10 protein-coding genes are annotated in these 15,693 nt (G+C 63.9%); 4 read left to right on the forward strand and 6 right to left on the reverse strand.

What is annotated here, in order from left to right:
- Positions 1–147 precede the first annotated feature (147 nt).
- The 3 genes from CDV46_RS08075 (at position 148) to CDV46_RS08085 (ending at position 4,002) form a co-directional block, all read left to right on the forward strand.
- The gene (locus CDV46_RS08075; protein WP_087722266.1) at positions 148–2,400 is read left to right on the forward strand and encodes a hypothetical protein; all 2,253 of its coding nucleotides are present in this window, start codon (positions 148–150) and stop codon (positions 2,398–2,400) included.
- Between the two features lie 163 nt (positions 2,401–2,563).
- Positions 2,564–3,496 (forward strand): transcriptional regulator, encoded by a 933-nt coding sequence (locus tag CDV46_RS08080; RefSeq protein WP_087722267.1) that lies wholly within the window; start codon positions 2,564–2,566, stop codon positions 3,494–3,496.
- Entirely contained in the window at positions 3,493–4,002 is a 510-nt protein-coding gene (locus CDV46_RS08085; RefSeq protein ID WP_087722268.1) for a hypothetical protein, read from the forward strand. Before CDV46_RS08080 ends, CDV46_RS08085 begins: the two co-directional genes overlap by 4 nt.
- Before the next feature lie 113 nt (positions 4,003–4,115).
- Here CDV46_RS08085 and CDV46_RS08090 read toward each other — a convergent pair whose 3' ends face one another.
- The 6 genes from CDV46_RS08090 to CDV46_RS08115 all read right to left on the reverse strand — a co-directional run bounded on the left by CDV46_RS08090 (position 4,116) and on the right by CDV46_RS08115 (position 14,275).
- Positions 4,116–6,416 (reverse strand): autotransporter outer membrane beta-barrel domain-containing protein, encoded by a 2,301-nt coding sequence (locus CDV46_RS08090; RefSeq protein ID WP_087722269.1) that lies wholly within the window; start codon positions 6,414–6,416, stop codon positions 4,116–4,118.
- A 229-nt stretch (positions 6,417–6,645) separates the two neighbouring features.
- A complete protein-coding gene (locus tag CDV46_RS08095; RefSeq protein ID WP_087722270.1) occupies positions 6,646–8,958 on the reverse strand; it encodes an autotransporter outer membrane beta-barrel domain-containing protein in 2,313 nt (770 codons plus the stop codon).
- A 186-nt stretch (positions 8,959–9,144) separates the two neighbouring features.
- A complete protein-coding gene (locus CDV46_RS08100) occupies positions 9,145–10,284 on the reverse strand; it encodes a glycosyltransferase family 9 protein (protein ID WP_087686587.1) in 1,140 nt (379 codons plus the stop codon).
- A gap of 159 nt (positions 10,285–10,443) precedes the next feature.
- Positions 10,444–12,063 carry a rhodanese-related sulfurtransferase gene (locus tag CDV46_RS08105; protein WP_441339317.1) on the reverse strand — a complete coding sequence of 540 codons (1,620 nt, stop codon included), beginning with the start codon at positions 12,061–12,063 and terminating at the stop codon, positions 10,444–10,446.
- A 194-nt stretch (positions 12,064–12,257) separates the two neighbouring features.
- Positions 12,258–12,920, reverse strand: a complete 663-nt coding sequence (locus CDV46_RS08110; protein ID WP_087722271.1) for a cysteine dioxygenase — start codon at positions 12,918–12,920, stop codon at positions 12,258–12,260.
- Positions 12,917–14,275: an acyl-CoA dehydrogenase family protein gene (locus tag CDV46_RS08115; RefSeq protein ID WP_087722272.1), complete on the reverse strand. Its 1,359-nt coding sequence runs from the start codon at positions 14,273–14,275 to the stop codon at positions 12,917–12,919. Before CDV46_RS08115 ends, CDV46_RS08110 begins: the two co-directional genes overlap by 4 nt.
- Positions 14,276–14,554: 279 nt before the next feature.
- On the opposite strand from CDV46_RS08115, the gene CDV46_RS08120 reads away from it, so the two are divergent.
- A complete protein-coding gene (locus CDV46_RS08120; protein WP_087686584.1) occupies positions 14,555–15,679 on the forward strand; it encodes an LLM class flavin-dependent oxidoreductase in 1,125 nt (374 codons plus the stop codon).
- Positions 15,680–15,693 lie beyond the last annotated feature (14 nt).

A 15,693-nucleotide genomic window follows, 5' to 3' on the forward strand; every position in this document is an offset into this window, starting at 1 on the left:
GACAGTTACCGGGCGCAAATCTCCGGTTCCACAATGGGCTCCCCGGCGCTGCGTGCGAGTGACGGGGCTGCCGTCTTCGGCAGTGTCCCGGCGGCAAACGCCGCCGGACAAGCCGCACGTCCGAATCAGTAGACGAAGGAGTCCGCCATGAAACGCGATTCTGCGAACTATGCGCAGTACAGAGTCCCCGGCCGCCGTAAGATCGCGCTCAAGAAGGACGATCCACCGGGTAATGCAGGGGCCACCGGGGTTCTGGAGGTACCGAACGACCTCGTTATCGAGGCGGCGGCTCTGGTCTCCATTCCCTCCGGATTTCCGGACCAACTCTTGCTGCTGTCATCGTGGCAAAGCAATGAGTTGACGGTCACCTCTATCCTGCTGACCGGTTGGTATGCCGGCGATCTAGTGGTTCTCAAGATCGATGGTGCCGAGCAGGCCGAACGCGCGATCACGCAAGACGAGGTCGACAACCAAGAACTGGTTTTCACGATCCCGTCCCCCCGCGCCGACGGCACGCACACGCTGTCGTATCTATTGAAGTCCGAGTTCACAGGCGACCCGACGGAAGACTCCGCCCTCCTCACCTACATTGTCGATACCGAAGCGCCGGGGTCGCCCCAACTCGGGCGGCTCGATCTGCCTGAAGGCGTGGAAGCGGAAGGCCTGAGCGATGCCAAGCTGACTGCCTTGGGCGACGTGCTCGATTGCACGATTCTCAGCTACACAGGGCGCATCGACGGCGATACGGTCACGGTGTACCTCGTCAACGAGGACACCGGCAGCACCGACGAAGTCTCGGTCATGATCCCCGTCGGCGGCGCGAACGATGACCTCGTCGTCACGTTCACGCGCGCCCAGCTCGAAGCGCTCGGTGACGGCACGCTCGCCTTTACCTACGACATCACCGATCTGGCAGGCAATACCTCGTTGCGCTCCACGCCGGTCAAAGTCCCCGCGTTCATCAACGAAGGGATGGATGACCTGCTCGCCCCCATCGTGCCGCGCAATGCCGACGATGGGATCATCGACGAGGCCGACGCCCGCGAGCCGGTGCAGGTCGGCATTCCGCGTCACCCCGGCATTCTCGATGGTGACGAGATCATCGTGCTTTGGGGCCCCACCCTGCGCAGTGCGCCGCACATCGTCACACGCGAAACCGACACCAACGATCCGATGGAGTTCGTTGTCATCCCCTATGCCCTGTTGCTGGCATCGGTCTTGACGGAAGGCAACAACGATGTCGACGTCGCCTATGAAGTTCTTCGCAACGGGCGTCTGCTCGGCGTATCACCTGTCACACCGGTGGTGATCAATCTCGATCAGTCCGGTGGCATCGATCCCGACCCGGATACGCCGGAAAACGAAGGGCTCGGCGTGCCGATCGTGCGCCGCAACGGCTGGCAGGCCGGCGACGACGAGAACGTCATCCCGGTTGCGGATTCGACGGCCGACGCTACCTTCGTCGTGCCATGGGAAATTGCAATGGGGCCCGGTGTGGGGAATGCGGCCTTCATCGAAGACGACGTCATTCGTCTGTACTACGCCGACGATGCCTTTACCGACGACGATCCGTGGCCGCTCGCGTTTTTCGAGCACACGGTCACCGCCGCCGAAGTCACTGCGGGTGTCGATCTGGAGTTTGTGCTGCCCGAGGCCGAAATCACCGCCCATGGCTCGGGCGAGATTCCGGTCATGTACACGAGCGCACGCCTGATTCGACCGGCCAACGGCCCCCTTCCCGATTTGTTCAACGTGGCTTACTCCGTCAAACAGGACGTGACGGTAGAGAGCGCAGGCGAACTGCCGGGCGGAGGCGATCCGCTGCCTTTACCGATTTTCAAGAAGAACATCGGGTATGACGACACCTCCCCGCCGCCGCCCGAAGGCAAGGGTATCGGCTATGCACCGCTCTTCGTGCAGCCCTACATCAACATGAAGGACGGCGATTTGCTGCACGTTCACGTCTATGCCGCCTTCGGGCGCACCGGCGCGCTGGGGCCGATCGACAGGGCCGAGTTTGGCCAACCCGGCGACACACCGATCCCGGGCTACTCGTTCGAAAAATATGTCGCGATCAGCGACGTTGGACAGGAGGTGGAAGTCCGGTATCCGTGGGAGCGCATCCAGTACGTGCACTTGCTGGGGCAGGTGTATGCCACGGTCACAATCACCAATGCCGCCGGGCAATCGGTCACGTCGGGCGAGTCGTTCGTCATCGGCGACACGCGGGTCAACAACAATCCGCCGGTTGACCCCGATCGTCCGACAGGCCCTTGGTCGACGTCCGGCGACATGAGCGATATGAGCAATCTGCAAGCCGTATCTCGCATCGGCCGCACCCGCATGCCTTCGCCCTGGTCGAATGGCAAGCCGAAAAAAGGTGGCAAGAAAGCGCGTTAGTCGACAGAAGCCCCTTCAGCCCCGGTAACGGGGCGTTGAGACCGCACACGCCTGACGGGGTGTGCGGTCTTTTTCATGGGGCCGAGGCACCGGACCCGATACTTTTACAGCGGCGTTTTCGACGTAACATGGGTCAACACCGCCTTCCCCCGGACCCTTCGACATGGCCAAGTACCTCATCGGCGATGCCGCCCGCTTCGACAGCGACACCCTTGCACTGGAGAGCCTGCAAGCCCCCGACGTGCCGCTCTCGTTGGGCGCCGCCGCGGCCAGATGCCTGCTGGTGCTGCTCGAAGCCGATGGCGACATCGTCACCAAGAAGACACTACTCACGCAGGCGTGGGAGCAATACGGGGCGGTCGTCTCCGCCAACAACCTCAGTCAGGCTATCGTCCAGATCCGGCGGGCGCTGGAACAAGCCAGCGTCGATCCGGCCGCGCTCGTCACTGTCCCCCGCATCGGCTATCGCCTGACGCAGGTTGTCAGGGTCAGTCCGTTCGTGGACGCCAACACCGCACCCAGCGTCGTTCCTGCCTCTCCGGTGCTGCCGATGCCGCACTTTGGCCGGGAAAATGCCCAAAGTGACGCAGATGAGAAAGAAATTTCATCAGCGGCAGAAGCACAGGAATCGAACGTAGCGGCCGGTATTCCGGCGACATCGCCGCCGGTGCCATTGTCAGTTCGCGCTGTCTCTCGGTTCACCGTCCGGCCCTTGATGGCCACCGGCATCTGGGCGGGCATCGCGCTCATCAGCACGCTCGCGGCGTTTCAGGTAATCCCGCCGCTGCGCGGCGACCTGCGCACGAACGCACTAGCAGCTGTCTGGTTGCCTGTTGCCGGTGACGACACGCACCGCTACTTCATCACGCCCGACCGGGCACGAGACACTGCCTTCATTGCCGATCGCATCGCCACGCTCAAGCGCGAGCCACCGGTCTCAGTCAGCGATCTCCAAACCCGGCTCGTCTACATCAACGACACCGCACACGGCGACACGTCGAGCTACATCCTCTGCCGTTACGCCATCGAAGAACACGCGCCCGAATGCGTGTCCTATCTGATCGTCAACCAGCAAGCGAGCCGCGCCTCCCCATGAAGTCAATGATTCGTCCGCGTTATCTCGTTCTGGGCATCGCCCTTGCCGCCTTGCTGCCATGGGGTGCGGTCTGGCTATCGGCACGACCGGAGCGCATCGAATGGCAGTGTCTGGCCGATATCGAATTCGCCACCCACTCGGGCAAACGGCTGGTGCGGTCTTGGGGCCGGGCCGATGCCGAATACCGTGCTAACGGCACGGGCTTCACCAGCTTCTCGGGCTTTCTGCGCGCGAGCCCCGATACGGGCAAGCCCGACGACGCACCACTCACGCGCGTGCACCGGGCCATGGAGTTCGACTACCGGTCGGTCGGCAGCATCTTGCGCGTGAGCACCACGCACACCACGCGGTTGATCAACGACGCGTCCGACGACGAGATGGTGTATCGCTACCTGCTGCCCGGCTTTCGCCCGGGAAACACCGATTATTTTCAGGCGATGCGCGTGGGGGAAGGCATGGCGGTCGCCGTTGCCGATCAACCTCGCGTGTACTGCGCACGGCCATAAAAAAAACCCCGCGTGACAGAAGTCACACGGGGCAAGGAAGCGGCACCGACCTTTCGGGGATCGGCCCCACCCCCGCTTCGTCACGAAAGAAGTCTTGGGGACTGCACTCCGCGTCAGAAGGTGTAGCGCACGCCGACGTTCACACCCCACGGCTTGTCCAGACGTGAGCCGATCGAGTACGACGTATCCAGATAGGCTTGCAGGTTGTGCTGCATCTGCGCCGCCACGCCGACGGCGACTTCACCGCGTGTGCCCGACAGATCGTTGTTGAACTCGATGTCGTTGATGCGGACCTTGTTGTTCTTCACAAACTCCTGCACCACGGCAGCGCGCACATACGGCTGGAAATTGCCCTTCGACGTCTCGAAGGTTTTGCCGAGCGTCACGCCCAACGTCCCTTGTACCGAGGCGTTGCGATCGGACTTGCCGGCCATGCCGTTATCGAGCGTGAATTCAGCGCTGCCCGCCGTCATTGCCGAAATCTGGGAATACGGCTCGACGAACCAATCATTGGCGAGCGCAATCTTGCGGCCGAATTCTGCCGAGACGCCGAGACCATTGGTGTTGAAGTCGCCCTTACTCCGCCCGCCGTCGCGCATGCGCACGTCGAGCTCGGACTGATAGTGGTTGTACTTCAATACGGTGTCGAGGTAGTAGCCACGTGTGCCGAGCCACGTGGCATACACGCCCGCGGTGTAGCTCTCGATCGAACCGGTCGAGCCCCCGTTGAACTTCAGGTTGTTGCTGCTGGTACCGGCCATGGCCCCCACCAACAGCGTGCCGTTGTCGTCGCGTGAGATCACCCGATCGGCACCGGCGATCACGCCCCACTGGTCTTGCGAATATCCCTGACCGACGCTTGGACTCGCATTATGGCGATTACCGAACGTACGCGCCCAAACACCGCCTTCCTTGGTTTCGGCCATGCGCACTTCGCCTAGACGGGTACGCAGCGTGGCGGCCTCTCCCGCCCACACCGTCGGTACGGCGCTGAAAATGCCGACGACCGAATCGGTCCCCGCCGACGGCCCGCCGTCGCGCACGAGATGCCAGTAAGTCTTTCCGTCGATCACTTCCTTTTGCAGGCTATACGAGTACGCGCCGAAATCGACCGTGTCGCCAACCACGGAAAATCCGGCACTGCCGCCGTCGTCCTGCACGAGTTGATGACGTTCCACCTTCGCCTCGGTGCCGGTGTTCTTCACGGCGAGGCTGAAGTCGCCGGTCGAATCGCCGCCCGTCAGATGCAGTTGGTCGCTCACGGCATCGGTAAGATTGACCTGCATGCGGAACATGCCCGTGCCGGAGAGCGAGCCGATTTCCAGCGTGTGGTACTGCCCTTCGGCCGCCGTGCCGTGAATATCGACGATACCGCCCTGCATGGCGATGTTTGCCGTCTGGCTGTTCTCGATCAGGCGCCATTCGCCGCCATCGTTGAGATGGAGGCGGTCAGCGCCTTCGATGCGTCCGGTAACGACGGCATGGTTCGACAACGTAAGGTCGGAGTCGACGTAGTCCTTGAACTTGATGTCGCCTTCGAGACGGCTGTTATCGACCGTAATGTCCACGCTAAGCGGATCATCGACCACTTGATCGAAACCCACTTCAATCAGCGTGCCGTTGCCCGCCTTGATGGTCGTGCCGTTCACGATGGCGAGCGAGACGTTGAATTCATCCGGGGTGGAACCTCGCTCGCGATAGATGCTGATGGCCGCGCCATCCTCCGACTCAAGCGTCGCACCGGAGAGGATGACCTCCGAGCCAGCCTTTGTCGGATTGACTTCGGTCGAGATGACCACCGCGTGATCGGCACCGACCAGACGCGTGCCGTAGGCACGAAACGCGCTGTCGGTCACCTGTACGGCGTAATTCAGCCGGCCCGTGCCACGCTCGGCAATCACCTCGCCGCCCCACATCTCGAGCAACGCGTCGCCGGTCAGGAGCACCCCACGGCCGACCGCTTTCAGGCTCACGTTCTCCAGACTGGCGATCGCCGGTGACAGCGACGGATCTCGTGTCGAGCGCCCCACGGAAAGCGCGATGTCGCCAGTATTGATGACGGTCGAATCGGTCAGCGATAAACGGCTGCCGTCGACAACGCTGAGAAGACCACGGGAGATGTCGGCGTTGGCATGGCCGGAAATATTCAGATTCGAAGCTTCAACGGTGCCACCATCCAGCACCCGCAAATACGCCAGTGAGGTCGCGCGGTCCGTCGCGCCGATCAGCCGGGCTCGGCCGTCACCGGTCACGGTCATGCTGTTGCCGTCGAGCTCGTCGTGCTCGCGGGTGCAAAAGCCGCTGAGGTCAGCACCAATACACGAGGTGTCGATGATGAGGTCTTGCGCCCGTGCATCGGTTGAGAGTGCCGCCAGCGCGAGAAAGACGGATGCCGCCAGCAGGCGCATCGGCATCTGAGCGGGAGCGGACAGAGGAAAGTGCTGGGAACGTGTGGAAACCCGGGAACGCGGAGAGAACGTCGAATACGCCAAGAGGAGACCTCGTTGAAAGTTGACCAACGAGGCAGACGGTAGGGCGAAATGTGATGTAAACCACTGATTTAATGGTTAATTTCAGAGATATTCACGACTTTTCATCGCCCCGTCCTCCCACGGAATCGATGCAGGCGATGGGTGAATGTCGTCAGAAGGCGTAACGCAAGCCGATCTGGGCGCCCCAGGGCTGGCTGATCTTGTGCCCGGCGCTCGTTTCCACTTCGGCGTAGATCTGCATGTTGTGGCGCAGTTGTGCCGCAACGCCGGCCCCGAACTCGACGCGCGTGCCGGAGGTGTCGTTGTTGAAGTTGATGCCGTTGATCATGATCTGGTTGCTCGTGATGAACTCCTGAATCACGGCGAGCTTCAGGTACGGTTGCAGCAGTGCGCCACCGGACAGTTCGATCGTCTTGCCGAACGCCGCGCCGATGCGGGCTTCGACCGAGCCGGTGTGAGACGTCGACGACTGCATGCCGTTATCCAGCGAGAAGTTATCCCCGCCGATACGCACCATCGACGCCTGAATGTACGGCTCGACAAACCAGCGGTTGCCGAATTCCATGTGCCGCCCGAATTCGAGCGTCGCGCCGATACCGTTGTTATTGAAGCCGCCATGCGAACCGGTGCCATCGCTCATGATGACGTCCGCGCTGTTGACGAAGTGGTTGAACTTCACCAAGCCGTCGAAGTACCAACCGGCCTTCGTGATCCATGTGGCGTACAGACCTGCGGTGTAGCTGTTCACGCCGCCGGTCGAACCGTTATCGAAGCTCAGCTTGCTGTGACTGGTGCCCAACATTGCACCGACGAGCCACGTGCCGCCCCACGCCTGACCGACGACACCATCGACACCGCCGATCACGCCGTACTGCGTCTGGCGGTAGCTTGTACCATCCTCCGGCTTTGCGTTGTATTGCTTGCCGAAGGCGCGTGCCCAGACACCGCTATTGCTTTGGTCTCCGATACGAAGCTCGCCCAACCGCGACCGCAGGATGGCGGCTTCCCCGTACCAGACCGTCGGCCCAGCGCCCGAGAGTCCGAGCACGGTCTTCGCGCCCGGCGTCAGATCGCCTTCACCGGGGTCTTCCGGCGAACCGGGGTTGGTGACCAGTGCCCAGTTGTTGCCCTGCTGCTCCAGTGTGTAGCTGTAGACGCCCGCATCGACTTTGCCACCGACCAGCGAGAACGCCGCCCCTCCGCCACCGGTCTGCACGACGGTGAGCGGTGAAAGGTTGGTCGGCTCGCCGCCCGAGTTACGCACGTGAAGCTGATAAGTCCCGGTGGCCGTCCCCGTCACATTGAGCAGATCGCCGGTGTGGGTGCCGAGATTGGTACTCATCAGGAACGTACCGGTGCCGGAGAGCGTGGCAATCGTCAGCGTATGCGTGGTCGGTGTGCCGAGCGCGGTGCCCGAAATATCGATGTTCCCGCCATTCATCGTCACCGTCCCGACCGTGTTGTCGCTGATGAGCCGCCACGTCGCATTCGAATTGACCGCCAGCACGTTGATATTGGCGAGCGAGCCGGTCAGGTTGGCGTTGTTCTGCAACGTCAGATTGAGCGTGGCCGTACCGTCATCGCTGACGTTGCCGACGATGGTCGAGTTGTCGATCGTGGCATTGGCCGTGATCAGGCCCGTGGCTTGCAAGGCGTAACCGTTGCCGCCCGTGAGCGTCGAGCCGGCTTCGATCAGGATATTGGCCGTGTGGCCCTCGAAGGCGGCCACCGGACGGGCCGGTTGCACCACGATTGCGGCACCGGTCGCGGCGCTCACACTGACGCCGCTCAAGGTCGTGTTCGAGGTCGTCTCCGTGGTCAGGTTGGTCGTGGTCGCTGTCACACCGGAGATGTTGCCGCTGATCGTGCCGCCCGTGGCGACCACCGTCGAGTCGAAGTTCACGACGCCGCCGTTGATCCCGCCAGCGGCGCCAGTCCCGGCACTCACGTTCGAGTTATTCAACGTGAGAACGCCGTTCGACGATACCGAAATGCCGTATTGGAAGCCCGAAACCGTACTGTTCGTGACGGTCGCCGTGGGCGCAACGAGGCCTGCGGTGGTCTGCCCCACCAACTGAATGCCGGCGTTAGTCGCGCTCGATACGGTCGAATTCGAAATCGTCGCGCTGGAGTTTTCTATCGTGATCGCGGCGGGTGGTGCGCCGCCACCGGCCCCCGGTGCGGTCGAGATGATCGTCGCGCCGTCGGTCGTCAGCGTCGAAGGCCCCGTCGACGGCGGGGCGCCCTGGATCAAGAGCCAGTTGGTCGCGGCACCACTATTGACCGTGAGCGAGCCAGTGTTGCTGACCGTCCATGTTTCGGTCGCGTCGCCGGGGGCGTCAATGACCTGATTGGTCCCGATCACCGTGCCTGCTTGTGACGACATCGCGAGTGTCGCAAAGGCGAGTCCGATGGCCGAAGCCAGAACGCGCTGCCGGGGTGCCGCGGAAGTTGACGTAGGCATGACGCTGGCTCCTTTTCAGAAAGGAACGACGGACAGCACAACGCGACAACCCTCCACGTACGATCGATCCTGACATGGCCGTGTCGACGCCGCCGCCTGCGACCAACATAGGCCTGGCGGGGGTCAGCGTCACCTGTCAACGTTGACAGGTGCGCGATTGGGAGATTTGAGGGCGAAAGGAGGAAATCAGCGCGGCAATGCCGGTGGCGACGACGCCAGCGTTGCGACGATCGTATCGGCAAGTTCGACCGGATCGACCGCACTCACGTCGCTCTCGGTTTGCAGCGGGGTGGACTGGCAGCCCGGCGTGAGGCGCAGATACGGCGGCTCCGCCTTCGCGAACAGCGTGACGCTTGGCGTCGGCGTCGTGTGCGCGACGTGCATCAGACCACCGTCGGCACCGACAAACAGCGCGGCGTTGGCGATCACGCGCTTTGCATCGCGCAATGTGAGCTGGCCGACGAACGAGACCAGTTGCAGATGCGCGAACTCCGCCTCCATCAGTGCCTTGGCGGCGTCTGCGCCATTGCCCGACCCCAGCAGCACGATACCGGCCGGCAACCCGGGCATACCGGCCGTCGCGGCATCGTAAGCGGCCAGACACTCGCGCCAGTGCGCATAGGTACGGCGCGGCTCGACACCGCCCATCGCCAGCACGAGATACGGACGCTGTGGCAGTTGCTGTGCGATGGCATCAGGCAGATCGGTCTCGGCGCGCAGATACGGCTTCGCGCGCGAGAACAGCTCGTCGGGACCGAGACCGAGGGCAAAGACATCGTTGACCGCCGCCAGACTGAATTGCGTCTGATTACGGTCCGGGCCGTGGAAGAAGCGGAACAGACACGCAAACGGCAACGTCGGGAAATGGCGTCGCTTGATGCGCAGCGTCGGGTAGTTGAATTCCTGCATCACGACAACGTCGTAGTCGGCCGGATTCACCGCCTTCGGGTCGTCGTAGACGTGCCGGAAGATGTCGTCGCCTTCGAAGACTGCCTTGAGGCTGGGGGTGATCAGCAGATCGACAGGCGCCTCGCGCCCACGCAACAGTGCACGCCCCGAGAGGTCCATCACGGCGTCGCCGACCGAGGCCTTGCCACCGTAGATCCACAACACGCGCGCATTGGGCGGCACGTGGCGCACCTCGCGGCTCGCCTGACCGCTCAGCGCCAGACGCAGGCGGCGATGCAGGTACTTTTTGGCGACGTTGAGATGCGACGTGCGTTGCAGGAAGACGTCGGGCTCGTGATACACCCACGCGTAGGGGATACGCGTGCTCGGCTCGGTGAGGGCGCCCAGTCGGCGGGCAATGAAGCGCTGCAATGGCATGGTCGAATCGGGAGAGCAAGCGGGCCGCCGTACCGGCCCGCGCTCACGTCGATGAGCCCGCCGGCGACCTCGGAAAAACCGGAGTATGCCACGCCTGCCGCTCCGCTCACGCAGACTTCCCGGATTGCCGCGACTGTCGCGAATGCCCGGGACGTTGCGTCAGATCACCTGAAAGCGATGCGTGCCGTCGCGATGCAATTGATCGACCAGTCCGAACTCCCAGTCCAGATAGGCCTGCATCGCCTCGGCAGCGTTATCCGTGCCCTCGTAGGGACGGCGATAGCGGTCGTCGCGCGCGCTGGCCAGACGCGTTTCGCCAGTCTCCAGCGGCAGCCCGGCGTTGATCCACGCTTGCGTACCGCCTTCGAGCACGACGATCTCGGCATCCGTGAGACGTCGCAAATCTGCTGCGGCAAAGCGTGCAAGCAAACTTGATCCGCACGTCAGCACATACCGCTGCGCCGGACCGACGGCGCGTAACGCCTCGGCCAGCCGCGCCCGAATCGCGAACCACGCGCCCGGGATATGCCGTTTGACGTAGTTGGCGCTCGCCGTGAAGTCGAGCACTGCAATCTCCCCCGGGGCCGCGTCGTCGAGCCAGCGGGCGAGCAACGCGGGCGTGACCGAGGCCACGTCCGGCGCGCTCGGCGTGTGCAACGGCCAGCCGCCCTGTGCACTGCGCGCGTGCGCACTGTGCGGCTCCACGACGTAGACAGTCCAGCCCATCTGGGCGAGCCACGAGCCGGTCATGTCGGCGCGCACGCCATCGTCGTCCGCCAGTACGATCCATGCGCCTCGCACGGGGGCCTGATGATCGGTTTCCTGCACGAGTTGTCCGCCCGGCGCACTCGCGAAATCCGGCAAGTGACCGGCTGCGTATTCCTCCGGCGTGCGCACGTCGAAGCGGTACACCGTACGGCCGGGCGCGTTCAGCGTCGCCACGGCATCGAGCGTAATGCGCTTCACGCCAGCGCGGTCGGCCACGGCACGCGCGCCTTCACGCGCGACGGCGAGCGTCGCTTCGCGCACCTGTGCAGGATGACGGCGCTGCGCCCCACGCTCCAGCGTTTGCCCGGCCAGCGTCCAGCCGATAGTGCCATTGCGCAGCGCTGCGACCGGATTGGGCAGGCCTGCATTCACGAGCGACTGCGTGCCGATGATGCTGCGGGTACGGCCTGCGCAATTGACGATCACGCGCGTCGCCGGGTCAGGGGCCAGTTCCCGCACGCGCAGCACGAGCTCCGCACCGGGCACGCTGGTCGATCCGGGGATGTTCATGGTCTGGTATTCGTCGAAGCGCCGCGCATCGACCACTACCACGTCGGCTTCGTCGTCGAGCAACGCCTGCACTTCCTGCGCGGACAACGACGGCGTGTGGCGCAGCCCTTCGACCCACTCGCCGAACGACTTGCTCGGCACATTCACGTCGCGAAACACTTCACCGCCCGCCGCGATCCAGCCATCGAGGCCGCCCGCGAGCAGGTTCACGTCGCCATAGCCCAGCTTGCGCAGCACGGCAGCGGCATGCGGTGCGAGGTCTTGCCCGCCGTGCTCGCCGTAGACGACGATGCGCGTATCGCGGCGCGGAATGCGCGCCCACGCTTCGATTTCCACGCGGGAGAGCGGCAGGTTGGCCGCCCACAGCGGATGCGCCTGCGCAAACGGGTCTTCCTCGCGCACATCCAGCAGCGCAATTTCCTGCCCCGCGAGTAGCGCGGCGCGCACGTCGGCAAAGGGCAGTTTGGGGAAGGCGGTGGTATCGGCCGTCTGCGACGGCACGTCGGTCGAATGATCGGACACGGCAATTCCTTGAATTCGGAAGCAAGCAAATTGGAGGGCATGGCCTGCGCAGCCAGACGGCCATTGTGGCAGAAGCCCCGGCCGCCCGTACCGTGTGATGTGGTGCGCTTCGGCATGGCGTGAGAAGCCCGGGATGCGCGGCATGGGGGTAAGCGCCATGCCGCGCCATAGCGTCAGACGCGTTGCGCCGCCCTGCCCCACGGGTTCGGCAATTGCGCGTTGGCGTAGCCGGAGACAAAGCCTTTGCGCTCACCCGCTTCGGTGAACACGCTGCGGTGCACGGCGCCAATGTTCGCGCCATACACGTGAATGCTCACCGAAACGCGATCGTCGAAGGCATTGGTCACGCGGTGAATGTCGCCAAGGCGCGGCGAGAGAATCTCCACGTCGCCGGGCACGAGCCGCACCGGCTCGCCCGCTTCGACCGGAACGCCCTTCGCGTTGAGCACAAATGGCAGCGAATCCTCGGCACCCCGCAGCATGCCGATCAGCCCCCACACAGTGTGGTCGTGAATCGGCGTGCGCTGACCCGGCCCCCAGACAAAGCTGACGATGCTGAAGCGCTGCCCTGAATCGCAATGCAGCAGGTATTGCTGATAGTGCTCGGGGTGCGGCGTGGCAAACGCGTCAGGCAACCAGTCGTCGCGGGCGACCAGTTGCGCAAGCAGGCCCGCGCCTTCTTCGAGCAAAGTCGTCTCGTGCGGACGGCGTTCCAGCAGCCGTGAAAACGCCGCGACGAAGTTGCGCAGCGGATCGAGCGCGTCGTAGTCGTGCGCGGACAAATTGGCAACGTCAGAGACGTTGGGCGGGGTGTTTTCAACCAAAGCAGCGGTCATGCGTGAACCCGAAAGGCAGCGAGCGCGCGCCGGCCGGCCGCGCTCAGGATGGTGTCGTTTTGCGGCGTGTGAATACGGCTGCACAGCACGTCGCGATGATGGCGCTCCAGCGGATTGCTGCGCGAGAGCCCGTGATTGCCCGTGAGTTGCAAGGCCAGTTCCAGCACACGGATGGCATTGCCCGTCACGGTGAATTTGAGTGCGCCGCTGGCGATATCGTCATCGGGCTGGCCCGCATCGGCGGCCGCAGCCGCCGCATCGAGCAAACGCTGGTTGACGTGCAACAAGGTCGCGATCTCGCCGACGGCTTCCTGCACGCGTGGCACGGTGGCGAGCGGCGCGCCCAGATTGCCCGGGACCCGCGTATTCAGGAACGTGACGAGCCATTCGGTGCCCGCCCGCGCCACGGCGTCATAGAGCGTGCCCAGCAACACACTCATCCACGCCTGCTGTTCGATGTGCGCATCGTTATCGCGCTGGCCGATGCCTGCCGGTGCCCACTCGTGCAGCGGACGGATATCGACGGCGTTGCCAAAAGGCAGATCGATGTCTTCGAGGATGACTTCGTGACTGCCCGATGCGCGCAGCCCCAGATGGTCCCAGTTCGGCACAACGCGAATGCCCGGACGATCCAGCGCATCCCCGGCATCCTGAAAATTGGCTGGCCTTGGCACGAGAAACACGCCGACGCGCGGCTCGGCCTCATCCGTGCGCGCCCAGACCGACAGCCAGCTAAGCGCCGGAATGCCGGTGCAATAGAGCTTTCGGCCCGAGAGCCGCCAGCCCGTTTCCGTACGGCGCGCGATGGTCGATGGCAAGCCGCCGCGCGCCGGTGTGCCCAGATCGGGCTCCACGCGCAGGGCATTGATCAACGCGCCCTCGGTCACGGCGCTGCGGAACACGTCGCTGCGTTGTGCGTCAGGCCATCGCGTGCTGGTACGCACCAGCGAGCGATGTTGCAGATACGTCATGGTCAGCACGAGGGCCGTGGCAGATTCGCCCGCCGCCACGGCGCCGATGATCCGGCGTGCCTCGGCCAACCCCGCACCCTGACCGCCATGGGCTTGCGGAATCACCGCAGCAATCAGCCCGTGACGCTGCAATTGCGCGAAGTTGTTGAACGGAAAGCGGGCATCGCGATCGAGCGCGGCAGCCCCCGCAGCGAAGTCGCGAGTGAGTTGCGGCAGCAGCGCATCCAGCGAGCGCGTGAACGTGTCGGCACGCAGGGCTCGAGGTTCTGCGCCCGCATGACGCCCTTCGCCCTGTGTGCTGGCCAGATGCAGCACGGCGCCGGAGACGCCGGTGCGGTCGTCGCCCGACGCGGCCAACTCGAGAGGTTGAGCAACGGTAGCCATGAGATTTGGAATAAGCAAATACGCGTCAGGTACAGGACGTACCGGGTCGCCGGGTTGTACGTAGTGCTCATAGCGTAAGGCGCTGGCGGGATAAGCCCAACCATCCATATTGAATAATCTTTGCGGAAATGATTATTTAACGGCCGAGATTTGTTTGCGTAGGCTCACTCCCGTTCACCGTCTGTTCCGATCGATGGGCGTGTAGCGCAAACCGGCCCACGTCGCCCTGTCAGCGCTGCCGCCTCTGTTGCCCCACAAGAGAAAGCAAGGAGAGCGCTCATGAGCGTCGAGATCATCGGCATGATCCAAAGCAGTAAGCAGTCCGAAATTCACCCGAAGAGCGGCCCGGTGGTCGACCGCGACTATGTGCGCACCTTCGCCCGTGCCCACGAGCAATCGGGCTTCGACCGCATTCTGGTCCCGCACCACTCCACCAGCCCGTCGGCCACGCTCACCATTGCCTATGCGTCGACGGTGACGGAGAACATTCACTTCATGCTCGCGCATCGTCCGGGCTTTACAGCGCCGACGCTGGCCGCGCGCCAGATCGCCACGCTAGACCAGTTCAGCGGCGGCCGTCTGGGCGTGCACTTCATTTCGGGCGGGTCGGACGAGGAACAGGCGCGCGATGGCGACTTTCTCTCGCACGACGAGCGCTATGCGCGCACCGACGAGTATCTGAGCATCCTTCGCCGCATCTGGACGGAAGACAAACCGTTCGATCACGAGGGCCAGTACTACCGGTTCAAGCAGGGCTACTCGGAAGTCAAACCGGTGCAGCAGCCGCACGTGCCGATCTTCTTTGGTGGTGCCTCCGGCGCGGCCCTCGAAGTCGCCGGCAAACACGCCGACATCTACGCGCTGTGGGGCGAATCACTCGATCAGGTGCGTGAGCTGACCACCCGCGTGCGCGCGGCAGCGGCCGTACATGGACGCACGCCACGCTTCTCTGTGTCGTTCCGGCCGATTTTGGCCGAGACCGAAGCCAAGGCGTGGGCCCGCGCCGATCAGATTCTGGCGCAAGCAAAAGCGATTCGCGCCGCAGCCGGGCTATCGCAGGGTTCGGCCCTGCAAAGCGAAGGCGCACGGCGTTTGCTGGCGGCGGCCGACAAGGGTGCGCGCCTCGACAAAGTGCTGTGGACGGAGATCGCCGGACTCATCGGCGGACGCTCCAACTCGACCGCCCTCGTCGGCACGCCCGAACAGGTTGCCGACGCGCTCCTCGACTACTACGACCTGGGCGTCAGCACGTTCCTGATTCGCGGTTTCGACCCGCTGGGCGACACCATCGACTACGGCCGCGAACTGATTCCGCGCCTGCGCACGCTCGTTGCCGAACGCGACCGCCAGAACGGCGAGCGCGGCGAGAGCGGCGAGACCGGCGCTGCACGTCGCGCTGCCTGATCGCGTCCTGCCGA

The sequence above is a fragment of the Pandoraea sp. PE-S2T-3 genome, assembly GCF_002179965.1.
In the GTDB taxonomy this organism is placed as follows: Bacteria; Pseudomonadota; Gammaproteobacteria; order Burkholderiales; family Burkholderiaceae; genus Pandoraea.